The sequence below is a fragment of the Streptococcus australis genome (genome assembly GCF_901543175.1).
Classification (GTDB): Bacteria; Bacillota; Bacilli; order Lactobacillales; family Streptococcaceae; genus Streptococcus; species Streptococcus australis_A.
Genome location: NZ_LR594040.1, coordinates 1,847,068 through 1,869,611 on the forward strand (window position 1 = coordinate 1,847,068; position 22,544 = coordinate 1,869,611).

16 protein-coding genes are annotated in these 22,544 nt (G+C 43.4%); 6 read left to right on the forward strand and 10 right to left on the reverse strand.

Annotation, left to right across the window (positions count from 1 at the left end; all coding sequences use genetic code 11):
- Positions 1-9 precede the first annotated feature (9 nt).
- Both FGK98_RS09510 and FGK98_RS09515 read right to left on the reverse strand, forming a co-directional pair.
- Positions 10-2,655, reverse strand: coding sequence for an alpha-mannosidase (locus FGK98_RS09510; RefSeq protein WP_138100957.1), 2,646 nt, complete (start codon positions 2,653-2,655; stop codon positions 10-12).
- Positions 2,656-2,710: 55 nt separating this feature from the next.
- A complete protein-coding gene (locus tag FGK98_RS09515) occupies positions 2,711-3,991 on the reverse strand; it encodes a glycoside hydrolase family 125 protein (protein WP_138100958.1) in 1,281 nt (426 codons plus the stop codon).
- A gap of 171 nt (positions 3,992-4,162) precedes the next feature.
- Between FGK98_RS09515 and FGK98_RS09520 the strand changes: the two genes are divergently transcribed.
- Positions 4,163-6,250, forward strand: coding sequence for a GH92 family glycosyl hydrolase (locus FGK98_RS09520; protein ID WP_138100959.1), 2,088 nt, complete (start codon positions 4,163-4,165; stop codon positions 6,248-6,250).
- 36 nt (positions 6,251-6,286) lie between these two features.
- On the opposite strand, the gene FGK98_RS09525 is transcribed toward FGK98_RS09520, so the two are convergent.
- Positions 6,287-7,966 carry an alpha-L-fucosidase gene (locus FGK98_RS09525; RefSeq protein WP_171011154.1) on the reverse strand — a complete coding sequence of 560 codons (1,680 nt, stop codon included), beginning with the start codon at positions 7,964-7,966 and terminating at the stop codon, positions 6,287-6,289.
- A gap of 755 nt (positions 7,967-8,721) precedes the next feature.
- Between FGK98_RS09525 and arcA the strand changes: the two genes are divergently transcribed.
- The 5 genes from arcA to FGK98_RS09550 all read left to right on the forward strand — a co-directional run bounded on the left by arcA (position 8,722) and on the right by FGK98_RS09550 (position 15,216).
- Positions 8,722-9,951, forward strand: coding sequence for an arginine deiminase (gene arcA / locus FGK98_RS09530; RefSeq protein ID WP_138100960.1), 1,230 nt, complete (start codon positions 8,722-8,724; stop codon positions 9,949-9,951).
- Positions 9,952-10,009: 58 nt separating this feature from the next.
- Entirely contained in the window at positions 10,010-11,026 is a 1,017-nt protein-coding gene (gene argF / locus FGK98_RS09535; protein ID WP_000149840.1) for an ornithine carbamoyltransferase, read from the forward strand.
- A 164-nt stretch (positions 11,027-11,190) separates the two neighbouring features.
- Positions 11,191-12,138: a carbamate kinase gene (gene arcC / locus FGK98_RS09540; protein ID WP_138100961.1), complete on the forward strand. Its 948-nt coding sequence runs from the start codon at positions 11,191-11,193 to the stop codon at positions 12,136-12,138.
- A 214-nt stretch (positions 12,139-12,352) separates the two neighbouring features.
- A complete protein-coding gene (locus tag FGK98_RS09545) occupies positions 12,353-13,864 on the forward strand; it encodes a YfcC family protein (RefSeq protein ID WP_138100962.1) in 1,512 nt (503 codons plus the stop codon).
- Positions 13,865-13,884: 20 nt separating this feature from the next.
- A complete protein-coding gene (locus FGK98_RS09550) occupies positions 13,885-15,216 on the forward strand; it encodes a dipeptidase (protein WP_138100963.1) in 1,332 nt (443 codons plus the stop codon).
- Between the two features lie 54 nt (positions 15,217-15,270).
- On the opposite strand, the gene FGK98_RS09555 is transcribed toward FGK98_RS09550, so the two are convergent.
- From FGK98_RS09555 to dltC, 7 genes are all read right to left on the reverse strand, one after another.
- Entirely contained in the window at positions 15,271-16,767 is a 1,497-nt protein-coding gene (locus FGK98_RS09555; RefSeq protein WP_138100964.1) for a zinc ABC transporter substrate-binding protein AdcA, read from the reverse strand.
- 9 nt (positions 16,768-16,776) lie between these two features.
- Positions 16,777-17,583, reverse strand: coding sequence for a metal ABC transporter permease (locus tag FGK98_RS09560; protein ID WP_138100965.1), 807 nt, complete (start codon positions 17,581-17,583; stop codon positions 16,777-16,779).
- Positions 17,576-18,280, reverse strand: coding sequence for a metal ABC transporter ATP-binding protein (locus FGK98_RS09565; protein ID WP_001269480.1), 705 nt, complete (start codon positions 18,278-18,280; stop codon positions 17,576-17,578). Before FGK98_RS09565 ends, FGK98_RS09560 begins: the two co-directional genes overlap by 8 nt.
- Positions 18,280-18,720: a zinc-dependent transcriptional regulator AdcR gene (adcR, locus tag FGK98_RS09570; protein ID WP_138100966.1), complete on the reverse strand. Its 441-nt coding sequence runs from the start codon at positions 18,718-18,720 to the stop codon at positions 18,280-18,282. Before adcR ends, FGK98_RS09565 begins: the two co-directional genes overlap by 1 nt.
- Before the next feature lie 149 nt (positions 18,721-18,869).
- Positions 18,870-20,903, reverse strand: a complete 2,034-nt coding sequence (gene nt5e / locus FGK98_RS09575) for a cell surface ecto-5'-nucleotidase Nt5e (RefSeq protein WP_138100967.1) — start codon at positions 20,901-20,903, stop codon at positions 18,870-18,872.
- 140 nt (positions 20,904-21,043) lie between these two features.
- On the reverse strand, positions 21,044-22,312 hold the full coding sequence (gene dltD, locus FGK98_RS09580; RefSeq protein WP_138100968.1) for a D-alanyl-lipoteichoic acid biosynthesis protein DltD: 1,269 nt from the start codon (positions 22,310-22,312) through the stop codon (positions 21,044-21,046).
- Positions 22,305-22,544 (reverse strand): D-alanine--poly(phosphoribitol) ligase subunit DltC, encoded by a 240-nt coding sequence (dltC, locus tag FGK98_RS09585; RefSeq protein WP_000351970.1) that lies wholly within the window; start codon positions 22,542-22,544, stop codon positions 22,305-22,307. The genes dltD and dltC overlap by 8 nt, the downstream gene beginning before the upstream one ends.

Sequence of the window (22,544 nt, forward strand, 5' to 3'; positions counted from 1 at the left end):
TTAAAACTATTAAATTTCTTCTTTTTTAATCAATTCTGTGCGAATTTCTTGCGGAGCCAATAATCCTGAATGAACTGGATATGGTCGCTCAAGTAAGTCAAGAATAGTTTGTTGGTGCTCTGAGATGCGCACATTTTCTTGACTCATATTGTAGTAACGGAGGACATATCCTTCTTCATTTTCCGCCACTTTAAAGGCTGTTGGGCAAACTTGTGGTATACTGAGTGCCGCGTGACTCAAGAGGCTACCAGTTGCTGCAACACTTCCTTCTTGTTTAGCGACCTGAAGACTAGTGAATGGTGTTTGGAAGGCTTTGGCACGACGGAAAGCTGAGAAGCGTTCTTGTGCTTGGTGGCATTCAAGCGCAAACTCGACTTCAAACTCACGCAAGCACTGAGCCTCTGGCGTTGGGAAGTAACCCCAGTCACCTAGTTCACCTGAGGCACGAAGAATGGTCACTGCAATCGTATCATCGCCAAGGATTTCATACTCGTGTAATCCTTTATTGGCTACCGTTATCCCTTTTTCATCATCATAAAGGCTGACAAAGGCTTGTTGGTGTTGTGGATTTTCAGGATTTTCCCAAGAAGCAGCTGGTTTGTTTGGTCGTGTTACTACCTCATAGATGCTTTCAGAATCATTACTTGGACGCGTGTTATGAGTCTTAACCAAGAGACGGATACGGTGGTCCTTAGCAGTATTGGTAAAGCGAGTCTTGAAACGAATTTGTGGATTGTCAACAAAGACGGTCATCTCTGTTTCCAAAGGAAGGGTTGTCAATTCTTCTGAGCGCCCTGCTTCACGCGTCATAAACTCGATGATGCCTCTTTGTTCCGCATCCAGTTTTTCATCTGCACTTACTGGAATTGTCAATTCATGTTTGAGCAAGATTTTAGCAAAACGTGCTGTATTTTCCAAGACTTCATAGTCTTTGAGTTCTGCGTAGATAGGTTCCGTTCCTTTTGGTTGGAAATAGATGTACTCATTTCCGATGTCACCACGGTCTTCAAAGCGAATAACATCTTCATAAGCTTCATGAGTTGTCTTGTCGTAGACTGTGATGTTTTCATCCACACTTACCGTTACAAATGGCGTATCAATCACCCCATTTTGGTAAATACCGTCACGGTGTTCTTGTTCTCCTTCAAGCAATTGGAAGGTTGTCCAAGAAAGTGGTGCCAGATGAACAGGGACTGTCACGCGCACTTGGCGAGCGATACGAGCCTGGCGGAACTTGTCTTTTGGCAAATCATACTCAAAGTTAGCTCCCAGATCTTCGATTTTCGCTTCTACAGCATGGCCTTCCAAGTCTTCGACACGGTAGCTTGGCAAGGTCAAGGCTGCCATCTTCTTATAGCCTTCTGTTGGGTGCAATTCTTTGAAATCACAAGTCGCCACATCAATCACTGTGCTGACAGTGTCAACCTTGTCATGCAAGCCGGTGTTGATGACGGTAAAGAGATGGTCGCTTTGCGCTTCGTGGGTTGCAATTTTACCCTTCCACTCGTTGAGAAGGTTGCTCTTAACAAAATTTCCGACTTGGTTAACCTTGGCAAAACGGGTTTCCATCTCGCGATGAACTTCGTCAATACTACAGCCACAGATACTATCATGGGGCGCATTTTGTAGAAGGACTTTCCAAGCATAGGTCAGCTGATCCTTGTGGTTATGTCCGCCAGTGATAACAGTCAATGGTTCCACTACTTGTTCTAGCAGGTTGCTATTTTCTTGGAAGGCTTGTTTAAGGTAGATACGAGAAGATGACGTATTAGCAAGTGTGTACCAACCGTCTGTTTCTTGACTGGTCAACTCACCTGTAACCGTTGATAGCTGCTCCGGTAGAGCACTTTCCACTGCGTGGATGTAGTCATCAAAAGAACTGTGAATAAAGGTCACGTCTGGGAAAAGTTCATTGGCTACACGAATGGCCTCACTCAGATTTCGCTGTACAGGCTGGTGGTCACATCCGTTCATCATCAACCATTGGTTGGTCGAAGCGTAGTCACGCACGTCTGCCAATTTTTGTTTCCAGAAGGTCAAGGCCTCGTCTTTATCCACTGGAATTTCATTTCCATTACTGTACCAGTTGGCAAAGAGGATACCGAGGACACGACTTCCGTCTGCACCCTGCCAGTACATTTCTGAAAACTGGGAAGTGAACTGCTCATCTTCGAGCACTTGGTTGTCAAATCCAATCGGCTTCACACCACGGCCAAAGGCTGCCACATGAATGCCTGATTTTTGAAGGATTTGAGGAGCTTGCCCCATATTTCCAAAAGTATCTGGGAAGTAACCAATCTGAGTGGATTTGCCCCATTTTGCACATTCAGCTTGACCAATCAAGGTATTGCGGACGTTGGCTTCACTTGAAATCAAGTAGTCATCCTGCAAGATGTAAAAGGGACCAATTTTAAGTTTGCCTTCGTCAATGTAACGTTGGACTTTGTCGCGATTTTCAGGGCGAATTTCCAAGTAGTCATCCAGGACAATGGTTTGTCCATCCAAGTGGAAACTCTTGAACTCAGGGTCATTTTCAAAGAGATCAAAAAGATTGTCAAATAATTCCACCAACTGCATACGGTGACTTTCAAAAGGCAAGTACCACTCACGATCCCAGTGACTGTGTGAGATAATATGCACAACAACATTTTCCATGAAGTAAAACCTCATTCTAACTTAAATTTTTATTTCTATCTAACTAAAGAACTGACTAGCGGATATCCAGGTAATCCAAAACTAACTCACAGAACATCATGTTGGCCCAAGAGAACCATTCACGTGAGTAGAGAGTTGGATCGTCAACGTGGAAGCTTTCGTGCATGACACCTGTTCCACCATCGCAGGCAACCAGCTGATCGAGCAAGAATTTTTTCTCTGCCTTATCATTTGTTGTCAAGCCTTGGATAGAGAGGGCAATGGGCCAGATATAGCGATAGAAGGTATGAGAACTTCCGAGACCACTAGCGTATTTCCCTTGATAGAAGTATGGATTTTCAGGACTCAGAATGGTACGGCGTGTGGCTTGATACACTTCATCGTTGACATCGCAATAGCCCAGATAAGGCGCCGCCAGCAGACTTGGTACGTTTGGATCATCCATGATGCTAGCATTTCCTAGACCATCCACTTCAAAGGCATAAATCTTTTCACCCTTGCTGTTAGTTGTATAAGCGTAATTTTCGATGCCTTCTTGGATTTCAGCTTGCAGGCGTTTAGCGTCTGCCATGATGTTTTGGCTATCAGCTAGGTCTAGTTCTGCAAAGATTTCTTGCACATACCCCAAGACGACTACGGCAAACATATTTGACGGAATCAAATAGCTATACTGGCAGCAGTCATCACTCGGACGAAAAGCTGACCAGGTCATTCCTGTCACGGCAAAGGCAGGTCCAAAACCATCATTTACCAGTGTATCTTCCTTGCGGTCTGTATCCCGAACAAAACGATATGGAGAGTTGTTGTGGTCTTGCTCTACCGTCCAGAGATGAAGGATTTCCTTGGTTGCTGTGACAAAAGTTTCATCAAACTGACTGGTTTCGCCAGTTTCTTTCCAAAGGAGATAAGCCAACTGCAAAGGATAGCAAAGCGAGTCCACCTCATACTTGCGTTCCCAAATCCAGCCGTTAAGGTCTGTGTGATCAGTCTCATGGTGACCCTTCCAGTTCTCCTCAATGTTAAAGGAGTTGGCATAGGGATCCTTGAGCACCAAGGTCATCTGACGCTTGACTAAACCTGCAATGGTCTGACGTAAACGAGGGTCTCTTTTTGCCACATGAAGATAAGGTCTAAGCTGAGCAGTCGAGTCCCGAAGCCACATGGCTGGGATATCTCCTGTCAGTACAAAGGTTGACCCGTCTTCTAGGATTTCGACTGTATTATCCAAAGTGTCTGTATAACAACGTTCGAACACATCAACCCACTCCGGATGGTCCTTAGCACGCTCCGCTACCTCATCTAGCCACTCTCTGACGATTTCTTTAGAATAAACCATTTTAAATTTTACCTCTTTCAAACAAGTTTCATGTTCAGTATATAGTTTTTGAGACAGAAAATACATACACAAATGATAGTCATTTTTCTACAAAATTGCTTACTTTCGAACCCCGTATCTAAAGGTCTCATTTTTCTGATATAATGTAGAAAAACAGCTAAAGGAAAGACTATGAAACCACTACTTGAAACCATCGATACCCGCTTCGGCACTGCCAGCAAGCATGCCTTCTCTCGGGGAAATACCCTGCCATACACGGGCGTGCCTTTTGGGATGAATTATTTTGTGCCCCAGACTAGTGACCAGGAGGGAGCTTGGTTCTTCGATCCGCATCTGCCCGTCTTTCAGGGGATTCGATTGACCCACCAGCCCAGTCCTTGGATTGGCGACTACTCTTGGCTCCTTCTGACACCTGTCGCAGGCCATCTAGGTGGAGACAGCCTCTTTCACCGCCAGTCTTCTTATGATATAGATAAAGCTCGCTTCCAGCCTCACTATTTGAAGCTCTTTTCTCTGCGCTATCAGATTGAAACACAGCTCACACCGACTTGCTATGGTGCTTCTATTCGTTTGGAGCAAAAGCAAGGCAAGGCTCTCTCCCTCTACCTTCACGCAGCAGATGACCTAACAGTTGAGCAGGTTGATAAGCGGAATCTGGCCCTAAGACAAGAAGGCAAAACAGAGACAAATAAAAATCCGTTGATACTCTTCACTGCCCTACAAATGAATACGGATATTCTTGCTATCAGCCAAGAAAGTGGAGACTGGCGAATTGACCTGGCAGATAGTCATGCTGAGATTCAGCTAGCAACTTCTTTTATTTCTCCTTCTCAAGCGTTGCTTAATCTACCTCAAACGGACTTTGATAGCTGTAAAGCAAGTGCCCAAGCAGACTGGGAAAATCTCCTCCACCGTTTTGATATCGTGGAGACAGGGAAAGCCGATCGGACCTTTTTTGATCACTGCCTCTACAGACTCTTCCTTTTCCCACAGACATTTTATGAGGTGAACGAGTCAGGACGGGCCATCCACATGGATTTGTCTACTGGCACTGTCAAGCCCGGCGTCCTCTTCAGCAACAATGGTTTCTGGGATACCTTCCGCACTACCTTCCCCCTCTTTGCCCTTATCATACCAGAACACTATCGCCGCTTTCTAGAAGGTTTCCTCAATAGCTACCGCGATACTGGTTTTCTTCCCAAATGGCTAGCTCCAGATGAACGTGGCATGATGCCCGGCACTCTTTTAGACGGCATTATCGCAGATAGCGTCTGCAAGGACATGGCCCCCGACTTGGAAGAAGAACTCCTCCAAGCCATGCTTAAAACAGCCACCAAGTCCGATCCTCTTGGCATCAACGGTCGCCACGGTTTAGCTCAATACCAAGAATTAGGTTATCTTTCAACCGACCACCACGAAAGTGTCAGTCACACCCTTGACTATGCCTATAGCGACTTTTGTATCGCCAACTGTGCCGAAAAGCTTGGTCAGAATGACATCGCCCAGACTTATAAGGTCGCATCGCAGAATTACCACCATCTCTTTGACGCCGAGACCGGCTACATGAGAACGCGAGATAGTCAAGGCAACTTCCGACCAGACTTCTCTCCTTATAGTTGGGGACGTGACTACGCCGAATGTTCTGCTATTCAAGCGACTTTAGGCGTCTTACATGACATCCCAGGTTTGCGTCAACTGATGGGTGGAAAAGAAAACTTTAGCCGCTACCTTTTGAAAGCCTGTCAGGATGCTCCTCTCTTTGAAACGACTGGCTATGGTTACGAGATTCATGAAATGAGCGAGATGGCTACAGCTCCTTTTGGGCAAGTCGCCATTTCCAACCAACCTAGCTTCCACATCCCTTATCTCTTCCGTTACAGTAACTATCCTGAATATACTAGCCTTCTCATCAAGACGCTGCGTCAGAAGGCCTTCAAACCAAGCTGGGATGCCTACCCTGGCGATGAGGACAATGGCAGTCTCTCTGCCTGGTACATCTGGTCAGCTCTTGGATTCTACCCGACCTGTCCAGGAAAACCAAGCTACGACCTCGGAATTCCCCTCTTTAATCATCTCCGCGTCTACCTTGCCAAAGAAAATAAATGGTTGGATATCCATGCTGAACAAAACCACAGCCATTTTAACTTTGTCAAAGAGTGTCGATTGGACAAGACCCCTGTATCTAGCATTCAACACCAAGACCTCTTGAAAGCTGAGCAACTGACCTTCACCCTCAGCTGGCTACCAAATCACTCATAACCAAAAGAACCTTTGCACCGCGCAAAGGTTCTTCTTTTATGAAACTTGGACTTGAAGTTGATCCACAAGCTGACCACCCACCATTAGGTTCAGATAGAAATCCAAGGTTTTATCTCCTGCAAAATGCAAGGTTGGTAGCGTCAGCCTTTTTTCAGTCTCGCCAGCTTGAAAGTGAAGGACATGAATCTCGTCCTGATAAGCGACACCATGCACACCCGTCCCGGGTTGAATCGAAATCTTAGCTTCTAAAGGACCACTACATTCTCTGAGCTTGACTGTAAAATAGGCTTTTTCTCCCTTGGTCACAGCTAGGCTTTTTTCTGAAAACTCTAGTTGCTGAACGACTTCTTTTTTCGACAAGGTCGGTGTTTTATAGAGTGAAATCTTGGTCAACAAAGGTAAAGCCTGTGATTCTGTAATGACTACACGTATCTTCTGTGCCTCAACAACTGCTCCTCGTAAGAGGCGTTTGTAACCAACAGTATGACCCGAACCAAACTCCTGCCAGACACCATCCAACTCTACTTGAACGTGGAAAGCAGCGATACGTTGCCCTAGCTTCAAATCTTCCCTCAACTCGATCACATCAAAAGATTTAGGAATTCCTAAATCAATCTCTAACTGAATTGGCAGTTTTGCATCACTTGCCCAAGAGCTGGTCTCGTTCCCATCTGTCAGGTGGCAACAAGTAAAGTCTTCTGAGAGAGACGGTCCAGACACCTTGCTCCCCAGAGCCAGATCTTCTTTATAGAGCTCATCACGATAGGCAGCAAATTCATAAAGTCGCTGGATATCCCTTTCATCAAAGAGACCATCTTGGTTTGGCGGAATATTAAGCAAGAGAGGGGTTCCCCGACCTACTGAGTGAAAGTAGATTTCGACCAATTCCTCGAGAGATTTAGGATCCTGATCCTCATGGTAAAACCAGCCCGAGCGAAGAGAAACATCTGCCTCACCAATTGAAAATAGCGTCCCAGAGGGGTCTCCGTGCTGTAAGTAATCCAATGCAGCCTCTGTCCCCAACTGGTCGGGCTTGACTTTTTGCCACAAGGGATCCCTTGCATAGCCCCGTTCATTGCCAATCCAGCGAATACTAGTTCCCTCAGTTGAGAAAATCAAACAATCGCCCTGCAAGTCACGAATGGTTTCAAACCAAGTCTCAAACTCATAGTTGACCTGCTGGGCCCCTTCGCCTCGAGCACCATCCATCCAAACCTCAGCGAACTTACCAGCATTCCCATAGTCAGGATTTGATAATATTTCCTTCAACTGAGCCAGATAATAGGCATTGTAGTCCCCTTCTCGGTCCACATGATAAAGGGAACTGTGGGCATCCCAAGGAGACAAATACACTCCCAAATCCATGTCAAACTCAGTTGCAGCTCGGGATACTTCGAGGAGCAAGTCCCCTTTTCCATCTCGCCAAGGACTAGCCTTGATCGAATAATCTGTGTGATCTGTCGGGTAGAGGACAAAACCATCGTGGTGCTTAACCACCAAAATCAGCTTTTTAAAACCCGTTTCTTTGAGTACCCGAACCCATTCACGCGCATCCAACTTGGTCGGGTTAAAACGCATAGGATCCTCTTGCCCACTTCCCCATTCCTGGTCATAAAAGGTATTGGGGCCAAAATGGATGAAGGCAGCTAGTTCATCCTCTAAATAAACTAGCTGGGCCTGACTTGGTAATGGTCCATGAGGTTTTATGTTCATCATCATCTCGTATCTCTTTCTCTGATTATTTCTCTTGTTCACAAAGTTATCCACAGCTTGTGGATAAGAAAACATGCCTAAAAACTAGCTTTTCTAGACTCCGGCTCTTTGACTTTGAACCTATCACCTTCAGCAAACCCTGCTCAAATCCCCACTGCACTAGGATTTCTACTAGAAAGCTGGCTCGTTACTAGTTTCCGGTACTATTATCAAGAACCCTCTAGGATATTAGCTGAATCTCCTGCTCTCCCCAAACTTATCCACAACTTGTGAATAACTCCTTCTTCCTAGTTGTTACCTCGTTGACTATAACAAAAAATCTAGGTACCGTCAATAAGACAAGGCTGTCTCCCTAAATACTCAGAAAAGATTCTATAATTTGTACAATATACATTTAAAGTGGCCTAGAAGAAAGATTTTTCTGATAGATTTCATATAATTTTCTAAGTGGCTTTCAATCATTGCTCTTCTCAATTCCTCGTCAGAAATGACTTAAAATCTGGACATTTCTTCTTAAAATGTGAAATTTAGCATAATTTTTTCAAAAAATATTATATTCTTTATGGTAGAAGTTTATACATTTATTTCCTCTAATTCCTTTTGCTATCGTATAATAACATAAAATACTACTAAAACCTTGTTTTGTCCGAATTTTTAATCATTTTTTACTATTGACACGCCTCTGAGAATATGATATAACGTAAATGTAAGCGGTACCAAAAAGGTGCCACCGTGAAAATTTTTAAGGAGGAAAACACATGTCTTCACATCCAATTCAGGTATTCTCAGAAATTGGGAAACTGAAAAAAGTTATGTTGCACCGTCCAGGCAAAGAGTTGGAAAACTTGTTGCCGGACTATCTCGAAAGGCTTCTTTTTGATGACATTCCATTCTTGGAAGATGCTCAAAAAGAACATGACGCATTTGCTCAAGCTCTTCGTGATGAAGGAATTGAGGTCCTTTACCTAGAGCAATTGACTGCTGAATCATTGACTTCCCCAGAAATCCGCGATCAATTTATCGAGGAATATTTAGACGAAGCTAACATCCGTGGTCGTCAAACCAAGGCGGCTATTCGTGAATTGCTTCACGGTATCAAGGACAACCAAGAATTGGTTGAAAAAACTATGGCAGGGGTTCAAAAAGTTGAATTGCCAGAAATTCCTGAAGAAGCAAAAGGCTTAACTGACTTGGTTGAGTCAGACTATCCATTTGCTATTGACCCAATGCCAAACCTCTACTTCACTCGCGACCCATTTGCAACCATTGGTAATGCCGTATCACTTAACCACATGTATGCAGATACTCGTAACCGTGAAACTCTTTATGGTAAATACATTTTCAAACACCATCCAATCTATGGTGGAAAAGTAGAATTAGTCTACAACCGTGAAGAAGATACACGTATTGAAGGTGGAGATGAGCTCGTTCTTTCTAAAGACGTTCTTGCAGTAGGTATCTCTCAACGTACAGATGCAGCTTCGATTGAAAAACTCTTGGTGAACATCTTCAAGAAAAATGTTGGCTTCAAGAAAGTATTGGCATTTGAATTTGCTAACAACCGTAAATTCATGCACTTGGATACTGTCTTCACCATGGTTGACTATGACAAGTTCACAATTCACCCAGAAATCGAAGGCGATCTTCGTGTGTACTCTGTCACTTATGAAAATGAAAAACTCAAGATTGTTGAAGAAAAAGGTGACTTAGCTGAACTTCTTGCGAAGAACCTCGGCGTAGAAAAAGTTCATTTGATCCGTTGCGGTGGTGGCAATATCGTAGCAGCTGCGCGTGAACAATGGAATGACGGTTCCAACACTTTGACCATCGCACCTGGTGTAGTCGTCGTTTATGCCCGCAATACCATTACCAATAAGATCCTAGAAGAATACGGGCTTCGCTTGATTAAGATTCGCGGAAGTGAATTGGTTCGGGGCCGTGGTGGACCTCGTTGTATGTCTATGCCATTTGAACGTGAAGAAGTATAATCGCTGTTCAGTATTTGTCAATAAAAAATGTAAAAAAATAGAAAGAGGAAATAATAGAATGACACATTCAGTATTCCAAGGACGTAGCTTTTTAGCAGAAAAAGACTTTACTCGCGCAGAGTTAGAATATCTTATCGGTCTTTCAGCTCACTTGAAGGATTTGAAAAAACGCAATATCCAACACCACTACCTTGCTGGTAAAAATATCGCCCTCTTGTTTGAAAAAACTTCTACTCGTACACGTGCAGCCTTTACAACTGCAGCTATTGACCTTGGTGCTCATCCAGAATACCTCGGAGCAAATGACATTCAGTTAGGTAAAAAAGAATCTACTGAAGATACTGCAAAAGTTTTGGGTCGTATGTTTGACGGGATTGAATTCCGTGGTTTCAGCCAACGTATGGTTGAAGAATTAGCAGAATTCTCAGGTGTTCCAGTATGGAACGGTCTAACTGACGAATGGCACCCAACTCAAATGTTGGCTGACTACTTGACTGTTCAAGAAAACTTCGGCCGCTTGGAAGGCTTGACATTGGTATACTGTGGTGATGGACGTAACAACGTTGCCAATAGCTTGCTCGTAACAGGTGCTATCCTTGGTGTTAATGTTCACATCTTCTCACCAAAAGAACTCTTCCCAGAAAAAGAAATCGTTGAATTGGCTGAAGGATTTGCTAAAGAAAGTGGTGCACACATCCTCATCACCGAAGATGCAGACGAAGCTGTTAAAGGTGCAGATGTACTTTATACAGACGTTTGGGTATCTATGGGTGAAGAAGACAAATTCGCAGAACGCGTTGCACTTTTGAAACCTTACCAAGTCAATATGGACTTAGTGAAAAAAGCAAACAACGAAAACTTGATCTTCCTCCACTGTTTACCAGCATTCCACGACACTCACACTGTTTATGGTAAAGATGTTGCTGAAAAATTTGGCGTAGAAGAAATGGAAGTAACAGACGAAGTCTTCCGCAGCAAGTATGCTCGCCACTTTGACCAAGCAGAAAACCGTATGCACACTATCAAAGCTGTTATGGCTGCTACTCTTGGTAACCTTTATATTCCTAAAGTATAATTTTAGATAATAAACCGTCTACTAACAGCTATGAGGGCTGCGACTAATAGCTTTAGTCCGGCCCTCTTTTATATAATAGTAATCTGTTATTTCTTATAAAATATGTGAAAATCCATTAAATTGAAATCTAAACGCATTCTATTGAGTGTGATAAAGGAGAATTTATGGCAAATCGTAAAATTGTAGTAGCTTTGGGAGGAAATGCGATTCTTTCTTCTGATCCATCAGCAAAGGCTCAACAAGAAGCTTTAGTTGAAACAGCTAAGCATCTTGTAAAATTGATTAAAAATGGAGATGATTTGATTATCACTCACGGTAATGGACCTCAAGTTGGGAATCTCTTGCTCCAACATTTGGCATCAGACTCTGAAAAGAACCCTGCCTTCCCACTCGACTCACTTGTCGCTATGACAGAAGGTAGCATCGGTTTCTGGTTGCAAAATGCTTTGCAAAATGCTCTCTTGGATGAAGGCATCGAAAAAAATGTTGCCTCTGTTGTAACGCAAGTTGTCGTAGATAAAAATGATCCAGCTTTTGTTGACTTGAGTAAACCAATCGGTCCTTTCTATTCAGAAGAAGAAGCAAAAGCAGAAGCCGAAAAGAGCGGAGCAACTTTCAAGGAAGATGCTGGTCGTGGCTGGCGTAAGGTAGTTGCTTCACCAAAACCCGTTGACATCAAAGAAATTGAAACCATCCGTACTCTTTTAAATAATGGTCAAGTCGTCGTAGCTGCAGGTGGTGGCGGTATTCCCGTCGTCAAAGAAAACAATGGACATTTGACTGGTGTCGAAGCGGTTATTGATAAAGACTTCGCTTCCCAGCGTTTGGCAGAATTGGTTGATGCAGACCTCTTCATCGTTTTGACAGGTGTAGATTATGTATTTGTTAACTACAACAAACCAAACCAGGAAAAATTGGAACATGTGAATGTTGCCCAGCTGGAAGAATATATCAAACAAGATCAGTTTGCACCAGGCAGCATGCTTCCAAAAGTAGAAGCAGCTATCGCTTTTGTCAATGGTCGTCCAGAAGGAAAAGCCGTTATTACTTCCCTTGAAAACCTTGGAGCTTTGATTGAGTCTGAAAGCGGAACAATTATTGAAAAAGGGTAAGTTGTTTTACTAATAAGATGTATTTTATTTCTAGCGTTTCTATATTAAGTTAAGAATAATTTTGTGAAAATAAGTAGGATATTTTCACAAAATACTAGTTTTTTAGACTTTAATATGGTAGAATAATTATAAATAAAAAAGCGTTTTTCTTAAATATTTATTTAAGAAAGTAGTTGGTTTTTTACACTTTGTTAGACATTAGGAGGAAAAACAAATGAGTGAAAAAGCTAAAAAAGGGTTTAAGATGCCTTCATCTTACACCGTCTTATTGATAATCATTGCTATTATGGCAGTGCTAACTTGGATTATCCCTGCGGGGGCCTTTATAGAGGGTGTTTACAATGCTCAACCTCAAAATCCACAAGGAATTTGGGATGTCCTCATGGCACCGATTCGGGCTATGTTAGGTACTCATCCAGAGGCAGGCTCACTGATTAAAGAAACCAGCGCAGCGATTGATGTAGCCTTCTTCATCCTCATGGTTGGTGCTTTCCTTGGCGTTGTCAATGAAACTGGTGCTCTTGACGTAGGGATTGCCTCTATCGTGAAGAAGTATAAAGGCCGCGAAAAAATGTTGATTTTGGTACTGATGCCTTTGTTTGCCCTCGGTGGTACAACTTATGGTATGGGTGAAGAAACAATGGCCTTCTATCCACTCCTTGTACCAGTTATGATGGCCGTTGGTTTTGATAGCTTGACTGGTGTTGCAATTATTTTGCTCGGTTCTCAAATCGGCTGTTTGGCATCTACTCTGAATCCATTTGCGACAGGTATTGCTTCAGCGACTGCGGGAGTTCCTACAGCGGAAGGTCTCGTACTTCGTCTGATTTTCTGGGTTGTCTTGACTGCTCTTAGCACTTGGTTTGTTTACCGTTATGCGGATAAGATTCAAAAAGATCCGACTAAGTCACTGGTTTATAGTACTCGCGAAGAAGATTTGAAACACTTTAACGTAGAAGAATCTTCATCTGTAGAATCTACACTTAGCAGCAAACAAAAATCAGTTCTCTTCTTATTTGTGTTGACATTCATCTTGATGGTATTGAGCTTCATTCCATGGGAAGGCTTGAAGGTAACTGTTTTTAATGACTTTAATGCTTGGTTGACTGGTCTTCCAGTTATTGGTAATATTATCGGTTCATCTACTTCTGCACTAGGTACTTGGTACTTCCCAGAAGGTGCAATGCTCTTTGCCTTTATGGGTATCCTGATTGGTATTGTTTATGGTCTTAAGGAAGATAAGATTATCTCTGCCTTCATGAATGGTGCTGCTGACTTGCTCAGTGTTGCCTTGATCGTAGCAATTGCCCGTGGTATTCAAGTTATCATGAACGACGGTATGATTACCGACACCATTCTCAACTGGGGTAAAGAAGGCTTGAGCGGTCTATCTTCACAAGTCTTTATCGTTTTAACTTATATCTTCTATCTACCTATGTCATTCTTGATCCCATCTTCATCTGGTCTTGCCAGCGCAACTATGGGTATCATGGCTCCGCTTGGAGAATTTGTAAACGTTCGTCCTAGCTTGATTATCACTGCTTACCAATCTGCTTCAGGTGTCTTGAACTTGATTGCACCAACATCTGGTATTGTGATGGGAGCTCTTGCACTTGGACGTATCAACATTGGTACTTGGTGGAAATTCATGGGCAAACTCGTAGTCGCTATTATTGTAGTGACAATCGCCCTTCTTCTCCTTGGAACCTTCCTTCCATTCCTATAAATAGTGAGCGAGGTGATTCCATGAAAATAGATATAACAAATCAAGTCAAAGATGAATTTCTTACATCATTAAAAACCTTGATTTCCTATCCTTCGGTACTCAATGAAGGAGAAAATGGAACACCTTTTGGACAAGCAATCCAAGATGTCCTAGAAAAAACTTTAGAGATTTGTCGCGGCTTAGGTTTCACTACCTATCTCGACCCTAAAGGTTATTACGGATACGCAGAAATCGGTCAGGGAGCAGAGCTCCTGGCCGTTCTCTGTCATTTGGATGTTGTTCCATCAGGTGATGAAGCAGATTGGCAGACACCGCCATTTGAAGCAAGCATTAAAGAAGGAATCCTCTACGGAAGAGGGGCACAGGACGATAAAGGTCCTTCACTGGCAGCTCTCTACGCAGTGAAAAGCTTGCTTGACCAAGGCATCCAATTTAAGAAACGCGTGCGTTTTATCTTTGGTACGGATGAAGAAACCCTTTGGAGATGTATGGCACGCTACAATGCCCTCGAAGAAACAGCCAGTATGGGATTCGCCCCTGATTCGTCATTTCCTTTAACATACGCTGAAAAGGGGCTTCTTCAAGTCAAGCTTCATGGCCCGGGCTCTGATCATCTCAAGCTCGATATCGGAGGTGCCTTTAATGTCGTACCAGACAAGGCAAGTTACCAAGGTCCTCTTTACGAAGCGGTTTGTAGAGGTTTAACAGAAGCTGGTTATGATTACCAAACTGCAGACCAAACAGTGACTGTCATCGGTTTGCCCAAGCATGCCAAAGACGCTAGTCAGGGTATAAATGCCGTCATTCGACTAGCCAGTATACTCGCAAGCCTTCACTCGCATCCCACTCTTCATTTTCTAGCCGACAAAGCAGGGCAAGATGGTAGAGGGCTTGGAATCTTTGGAGAGATCGCTGATGAACCATCTGGTTCCCTATCCTTTAATGTTGCAGGGTTGACCATCAATCCCGATCGCTCCGAGATTCGGATCGATATACGCATACCTGTGCTAGCAGATAAGGAGAAACTGGTAGCACAGCTCACTCAGTGCGCCAAAGACTACCAACTTGACTACCAAGAATTTGACTATCTAGCACCCCTCTATGTCGCAAGAGATAGCCAACTCGTTACTACTCTTATGCAAGTTTACCAAGAAAAAACTGGAGATGAGACTCCTCCTCTCTCATCAGGTGGTGCTACCTTTGCCCGCACCATGCCAAACTGTGTAGCCTTTGGCGCTCTTTTCCCAGGAGCACAACAAACTGAACATCAGGCAAATGAAGCAGCTGTCCTAGACGATCTTTATCGCGCTATGGACATCTACGCAGAGGCGGTTTACCGTCTCGCAACCTAACCGGATAATCGCTTCTAGCAAAAATCCCGCAGATTTGCGGGATTTTCTCTTGCATCAATGCGCCAACATTTCTTGGGCGATTTCTTGTCCAGATAGCTTATCTGGGTAGTAAGTTGGCCAGTTATCCATCTCTTCAAAGAGAGCTTCTTGGCTAGTACCTCCAAAGAAGATATGGAAATGTTCTGCCTTGACTGGGGCGATATTGTGGTCGCTAAACTGAACATACTTGAATTGTCCAGCATCTGCATCTGTCGCTTCAAAGAGGAAACGCACGCCACGATTGCCTTTCTTATAAGTCAAGATTTTCTTGCCGACATACTTGTAAGTGAATTTCTTACTTTGTCCACCTTGAACAAACTCCATGGTATTATCCGTGATGTTGATCTTAGTCACATCTGTCTGATAACCTTTTTGATAGTAGGCCTTGTACTCATCTTTGGTCATCTTACCAGTCAACTTAGCCTTGTAGTCAAAGACTTGATCAAAGGTCCCATCTTCAAGGAAAGGATAGACCGACTGCCAGTTACCAGCATAGTCACTCAAGGTGCGGTCTTTGACATCTGCATCCTCAAAGTAACCATTGTGAACTGTCTTGGTGTTTTCTTCCTTCTCTGGCTCGATTTCTGGTCCTTCTTGGTCTGTTGTCTGTTTCAAAGCTTTGAGGTTTTTCTCCATCACGGAGATATAGTCCTCACCAGCCTTGGTTGCTTCTTCTGTCAGACTTTCTAGCGGATTGAGCACGTCTAGTTTGACACCTGTTTCTTTTGAGAGTGTATTGGCGAGGGCTTGTGAGGCATTTTCTTCAAAGTAGATATAAGAAATCTTGTTTTTCTTGATATACTCTGTCAATTCTGCCAAACGTGCTGCTGATGGCTCTGCATCTGGTGAGAGACCTGAGATGGATACTTGCTTGAGACCGTAGTCCAAGGCAAGGTAGTTAAAGGCAGCGTGCTGGGTCACAAAGCTCTTTTGTTTAGCTTGAGACAAGCCATCTGTGTAAGCCTTGTCCAAGGCTTGCAATTTTTCAATATAGGCAGCGGCATTCTTCTCAAAGGTCTCTTTTTTATCAGGATAGTCCCTTGCTAAACTGTCACGGATATGCTCTACCAGCTTAATAGCACGTGCTGGCGAGAGCCATACATGAGGGTCATATTCGTGATGGTGACCTTCACTGCCATGATCATGCCCTTCCTCACCACCTGGTAAGAGGAGCATATCACCTGTCGCCTTGATGGTCTTGACTTTTTTCTTATCCAAGGATTCTAGCAATTTTGGAACCCAAGTTTCCATATTTTCATTTTCATAGACAAAGGTATCTGCATCTTGGATTTTAGCAACTGCCTTGGCAGACGGTTCGTATTCGTGAGGTTCTGTACCAGCACCGATTAGAAGTTCTACATTAGCAGTATCTCCTGCGACTTGCTTGGTAAATTCGTAGACAGGGTAAAAGGTTGTCACGATATTTAGCTTCCCATCTGCCTGTTTTTGATTGGAACAAGCCACTAAAAACAAGGCACATAGACTAGCTAGTAATAAGCTAATTTTTTTCATTTCATTCTCCTATTTGATAAAACGTTTCAGTAGACTGACTAACAAAAAGACAGCTACAAAGATAATGGTGATACTAGCGCTGGCAGGTGTTTCCGCATAGTAGGAAATATAGAGACCTGCCACCATTCCCAAAAAGCCAATCGCACTGGCTAGTAACATAACGGATTTGAAGTTTTTCCCCAGACGAAGGGCAATACTAGCTGGCAAGACCATAATGGTTGACACCAAAAGGGCTCCTGCTGCTGGTATCATGAGGGCAATCGCCACCCCTGTCACCATGTTAAAGAGGATGGACATGGTCCGCACTGGAAGTCCATCTACAAAAGCCGTGTCCTCATCAAAGGTCAGGATGTACATGGGACGTAAGAACAAGAATGTCAAGAGCAAAACAACTGCAGCAATGATAAAGAGAGCAATGACCTGCTCCTCACTAATGGTCACAATCGAACCAAAGAGGTATTGATCCAGACTCATGGAACTCGAACTTTTCCCCTTACTCATCACGATAAGGGAGACTGCAAGCCCTGTCGACATGAGGATGGCAGTCCCGATTTCCATAAAGTTCTTATAAACCGTACGGAGATACTCCAGAAAGACCGCAGCTATCAAGACAATAACGATAGTTGAAATGGTTGGAGAAATCCCCAAAACCAGACCAAAGGCAACCCCTGACAAGGAAACGTGACTAAGAGTATCACTCATGAGACTCTGACGACGTAAGATAAGAAATGTCCCAAGGACTGGTGAAAAGAGACTCATAGCAATGACAGCCAAGAAGGCCCGTTGCATGAAGTCATATGATAACAAACTAAGCATGATCCACCTCCTGGTCACTCTCGTGAACATTGAAACAACGCCATGGCGAGTCTTGGTTACGCACTAGATGGATATTGCGGTCTGCGTAGGCCTTGACCTCCTCAGGGTCATGCGTAATCATCAAAACGGCCTTGCCATGATGATGAGCACTATGGTGCATGAGTTCGTAAAATTCATTTTTGCTCCCCGCATCCATCCCTGTCGTCGGCTCATCCAAGACAAAGATATCTGGGTCAGAAGCAAACATCCGTGCAATAACCGCCCGTTGCTTTTGCCCACCAGAGAGGGAGCCAATCCGTTTATCACGGTGTTCCCACATACCAACTGAGTCTAGACTGGCCTTGATATGCTCCTCATCGTGAGCATTCAAACGACGGAACCAGCCCTTTCGCGGATAGCGACCCGACTTGACAAATTCATAAACCGTACTTGGAAAGCCAGCATTAAAACTGGCTATCTGTTGGGGAAGATAAGCTATCCTAAGCTTTTTCCCATGAGTATTTGTCTTTGAGATGGTTACCTTGCCAAATCTTGGTTGCAAGATGCCTAGGCTCGCCTTGATAAGCGTTGTCTTGGCAGCTCCATTTTCACCAGTCAGGGTGACAAACTCCCCACTATCAACACTGTAGTTGATGTGCTCGAGGACAGGTTCTTTGTCATAATAGAAAGACAAGTCCTCTACTGTAATATACCGCATTATTTGATTTCTCCTACTAAAGCAGTTAAAAACCGCTGGATGACTTCTTGTTCATTTGGAGTAAACTGATTTGCTACTTGTTCATAGGCTGAGAGTGTGTGCTCATGGTGGTAGTGGTGTTCTGCCGCTACTGGTCGAGCTAGCTCTGTCAGTTGATAAAAAATCACACGCGCATCCTTGGGATCTCTGGATGTCTCTAACATGCCCTCTTTGACCAAAGACTTGATAGCCTTGGTCACTGCCGCCTGACTGACATTGAGACGACGAGCCAACTCCGAGTTGGTTAAGGATTCTTCTGACAGGAGCATGAGGATATGTTCCTGAGTATTGGTCAAGGCTACATCACTTGTGCAATGCCCAATCAGAATTTCATGCTGGTTCTCAGATCTCAAGATCACCTCGTTTAAAAAGTTATCGATTTCCTGTGCAAGCTGTCTCATGTGTTACTCCTTTCCTAGCTATCTTTTTCGTTAAAAAACTTAGATAGCCACCGATTCTTTACTGGTTAATTATATCATAAACCAAAAAAGAGTCAAGGGAAAAAGGCGTAAAAACGTTTCCCTTGACTCTTCTAGATGTGAAATTTAACCTATTTTAGCTTTGGTTTTCTGCTCGATAAGATACCTGCTAGACCAGCTACCATTCCCATCAAGAGCAAGAAGATGGATTGTTCACTTCCTGTATTTGGAAGAGCTTTTTCTGAGACAACTGCCTTCTTGCTAAATTGACCTGCCACCTCATAAGTAAGTGGAACATTCGTAGTCGCATCGCTAGCAGCTGCATTCGTTTGAGGCGTTTCTACTGGTAGACTAAAGTTTTTAGAATCCACAGAAATTGTCCGTGAGTTCGGATTGATCTTTTCATACTGGGTCAAATCAGCTGTTTTCAGATACTCTTCAAAGGCTGCATCCATAGAAGGTCCTTCTTCTCGCGCACCACCTAACATCGTGTAGCCATCGCCACCCGCAGCTAGGAAATCATTGGTTGCAAGATAGTAGATTTTTGCGAGGTCTAGGAGGTCATAACGACCAGTCGTGCGGTTTTTGACCTGGATGGCCAAGACACGTTTACCTGATGGTAGATTGGTATCATAGTAGACCTTCACACCCGAAACTTGCAAGAAGCCACCACTTGGTTCTAGCAATGGTTGTCCGTTCTCATCCAAGACCTTATTACCATCCTTATCGACCTGCAAGATAGATCCGAGTGACTTTTCAAACATATCCAAGACTTGTTGCCCAGTCACTTGGATTTGTGAAATGGTATTTCCAAATGGAAGAACAGCAATGACATTTCCTTTCGTAATCGGTTTGCCTTTTGCAATGGTTTCACGCAAGCCACCGCCATTTGTCACAGCGATGTCAGTAGGATGGCTAAATCCTGTCTGACCATACTGATAGAGGGAGTCCGCTACGACGTTCCCAAGGTTGGTTTCACGAACCCGAACATTTTCACGATCTCCGTTGAGTTCTACAGGGCTGTTTGAAACGACTTCAACAGCATTTTCAGCATCGTATTTTTGTTTAATGTCTTTGACTAGTTTTTCAACTGTTGGATTGGCTGGTAATTTTTTAGCATCAGCAGCCGCAATCTGAGTTGGATTGCCCAAAAGCTGACGTGATTTGTAGGTGATTTTCCCTACATTATGAAGGTAGCTTCCTGTCTGGTTATAGGTAACATTATCCCCATAGGTCGTTGATTCTACTGTATGAGAGTGACCATCGATTACTGTTACACGTTTCCCTTTCAAACGAGGATTTTTAGATAGAGCTTCTGCCAAGGTTGAACCACGCCACTCGACTGGAGTTGTGGTATCTACACCCAAGTGAGCCAGCACAACATAGTGTTTGTAGTCCTTACCTTCTGCACGCGCCTTGGCTTGAACTTCTTCGATAACCTTATTGACTTCAGAGATTGGATCTGTAAAGGTTACCCCTTTGACATTTTTAGGGTGAGTTTTGGTAGCTGTTTCAGGTGTTGTTACACCGATTACAACAAACTCATCACCTTCCACAGTCTTATCTTTATCAACGATTGTAGAAGCTTCAAAGAGACGGGCGCCATTGACATAGGTATTTGAACTAAGTAATGGGAATTTCAAGATTTCCTTGTATTTTTTAGCTTCGTCTAAACCAAAGTCAAACTCATGGTTTCCCACTGCCATGGCATCATACTGCATCTGATTGAGAATTTCGGCGCGTGCTTCACCCTTAGTATAGTTGGAAATCGGTAAACCTTGGAAAGCGTCTCCCGCATCTACGACGAGAGTATTTTGATTTGATTTCGCGCGTTCCTGCTCAATGACAGTCGCTAACTTAGCATCACCAATTACTCCCTTTTCCTCTACAATACGACCATGGACATCATTGGTGTGCAAGATAACCGTGTCTTTTTCTTTTTTAAGAGATTCAACAGGAGCTTCCTTTGCTTCCGCCGATTCAGCACTTGCGGGACTTGCCGCCTCTGTTCTTGGAGCTACAGGAGTTTCTGAAGTTGCAGGATTTGTTACTACTGCTGGGCTTTCTGCAGGGGCAGCTGCTTCTTCAGCATAGACCTGTCCAGCTAAAAAAGCTGGGGCCAGTAGGGCTGTCGACAAGACAGGTAATAAGAAACGTTTATTCATTTTGAAATCCTTTTCTTTTCTTTTTCCCTTTATATTATACTATATTTCTGAAAAAAATGAAACTTTTGACTTGTTTTCATCTAAAATATTCGCCATTTAACCAAAAAACCTGAACCAAAAAGTTCAAGTTTTTTCTTGATTTATTGGAAATCTTTGATATTTCCATCATAGGTCGCCCAGTCCTTGCTAAAGAAGCGGTCATTCATCTTGTAGTCTGGAGCTGGTTTCGGATCCGTCAAGAAGGGATTGACAACCTTATCAAAAGCCAGCCAACCCAACCAGCCTAAATGGATGGTATCCTTGATAAAATAAGGTTCTCCTCCTTTTTTAGAAAAGTCAGCAATATTGGTAAAGCCTTGACTTTCTAACTGGTAACGAATTTTCTCCACTGCATGTTGATACATTTCTTCACTGAGTTCTGTGTATTCCATCCATTTTTTGTTGACAGGCTGGATAACAAAGAGCACATTGACTTTTGATTTGGCAAATTGATTGAGAACCAGCTGCAAATCATTGTATTCAGACGACTTTAGGAAGTTATAATTTTTTTGATACCCTTCCCATTTTTTTAAGTCTTTTTTGACCTCGTACGTGTAGAAATGATTCTCCATCCCCATATCGTTATTGGTCGTATTTGCCTCTGCATCCTTACGGGCAATTTCTTCTAAAGCGTCATAGGAAAACTGATCAGGAAGATCTTTTAAATAGTTTTCTACATGTTCTTTGTACTTGAGTTTCCCCCGAATGGAAAATTGACCAAAAAGAGAGGACTGCTTTTCATTGAATCGTGCAAAGAGGTTGATGATAAGTCGATCAGCATCTGACAAGTCCTCTCCTTTTGAAAGCTTTTGAAGGATGCCTTTCAATGCCACACTCGGGTTCTGCTTCAACAAACGCGTCGCAGCATGCTTAGCCGAGATGTCCCCAGATTGATTTTCCAAAAAAGCTGTCAACTGGTCGCTATTAAAGAATCTCTGAAACGCCGCTGGCTCGTAATCCGTCTCTGTAAACCACTGAGGCGAAATCACAAATACCGCCTGCTTTTCCTCGATTTCTGGCAGAATCTGCTGCAAACCGAAATATTGGTTAAGCGAGGCCGCTCCTGCCTGACCCATAAAGTAAGGACGATAGGGACGATTGTATTTTTCTGCTAAAACAGCTGGATGGACACTATCAAATCGAATCCATTCACTTGACCCTAAAAAAGGGACAAAACGCATATTGGGATCCGTTAGCGCTCTCACTTTTTGACTTCTCTCTTTAAAACTTTCCCTACTGATGGAAGCTGCAGAGTACTTCTCCTCCATCAGATTGTGGCTTTGTTTACTAGGAAAGAAATAGATGAGCAAAAGAACCAAAAAAGCTGCAGCAAATATGGGGCCAAAGATCAGCCACAAGCGTTTAAGCATTCTTTAACTCCGCAATACCTTCTACGATTTTATTAGCTGTATTCCAGTCATCACGACCAAACTCCGTCACTGGAACACGAATGTCAAAACGGTTTTCAATCTCAACAATCAATTCAACCGTCCCCATACTATCCAAGACACCGGCATCAAAAAGATCTTCATCCATCATGTCAGAAACATCTTCCATAAACAACTCATCAATAATTTCAATAACTTCTGATTTGATATCCAT

Excerpts from the sequence above, each read along its gene's own strand:
- FGK98_RS09510 (WP_138100957.1), bottom strand. The coding sequence starts at position 2,655 with ATGGAAAATGTTGTTGTGCATATTATCTCACACAGTCACTGGGATCGT.
- FGK98_RS09515 (WP_138100958.1), bottom strand. The coding sequence starts at position 3,991 with ATGGTTTATTCTAAAGAAATCGTCAGAGAGTGGCTAGATGAGGTAGCG.
- FGK98_RS09520 (WP_138100959.1), top strand. The coding sequence starts at position 4,163 with ATGAAACCACTACTTGAAACCATCGATACCCGCTTCGGCACTGCCAGC.
- FGK98_RS09525 (WP_171011154.1), bottom strand. The coding sequence starts at position 7,966 with ATGATGAACATAAAACCTCATGGACCATTACCAAGTCAGGCCCAGCTA.
- arcA (WP_138100960.1), top strand. The coding sequence starts at position 8,722 with ATGTCTTCACATCCAATTCAGGTATTCTCAGAAATTGGGAAACTGAAA.
- argF (WP_000149840.1), top strand. The coding sequence starts at position 10,010 with ATGACACATTCAGTATTCCAAGGACGTAGCTTTTTAGCAGAAAAAGAC.
- arcC (WP_138100961.1), top strand. The coding sequence starts at position 11,191 with ATGGCAAATCGTAAAATTGTAGTAGCTTTGGGAGGAAATGCGATTCTT.
- FGK98_RS09545 (WP_138100962.1), top strand. The coding sequence starts at position 12,353 with ATGAGTGAAAAAGCTAAAAAAGGGTTTAAGATGCCTTCATCTTACACC.
- FGK98_RS09550 (WP_138100963.1), top strand. The coding sequence starts at position 13,885 with ATGAAAATAGATATAACAAATCAAGTCAAAGATGAATTTCTTACATCA.
- FGK98_RS09555 (WP_138100964.1), bottom strand. The coding sequence starts at position 16,767 with ATGAAAAAAATTAGCTTATTACTAGCTAGTCTATGTGCCTTGTTTTTA.
- FGK98_RS09560 (WP_138100965.1), bottom strand. The coding sequence starts at position 17,583 with ATGCTTAGTTTGTTATCATATGACTTCATGCAACGGGCCTTCTTGGCT.
- FGK98_RS09565 (WP_001269480.1), bottom strand. The coding sequence starts at position 18,280 with ATGCGGTATATTACAGTAGAGGACTTGTCTTTCTATTATGACAAAGAA.
- adcR (WP_138100966.1), bottom strand. The coding sequence starts at position 18,720 with ATGAGACAGCTTGCACAGGAAATCGATAACTTTTTAAACGAGGTGATC.
- nt5e (WP_138100967.1), bottom strand. The coding sequence starts at position 20,903 with ATGAATAAACGTTTCTTATTACCTGTCTTGTCGACAGCCCTACTGGCC.
- dltD (WP_138100968.1), bottom strand. The coding sequence starts at position 22,312 with ATGCTTAAACGCTTGTGGCTGATCTTTGGCCCCATATTTGCTGCAGCT.
- dltC (WP_000351970.1), bottom strand. The coding sequence starts at position 22,544 with ATGGATATCAAATCAGAAGTTATTGAAATTATTGATGAGTTGTTTATG.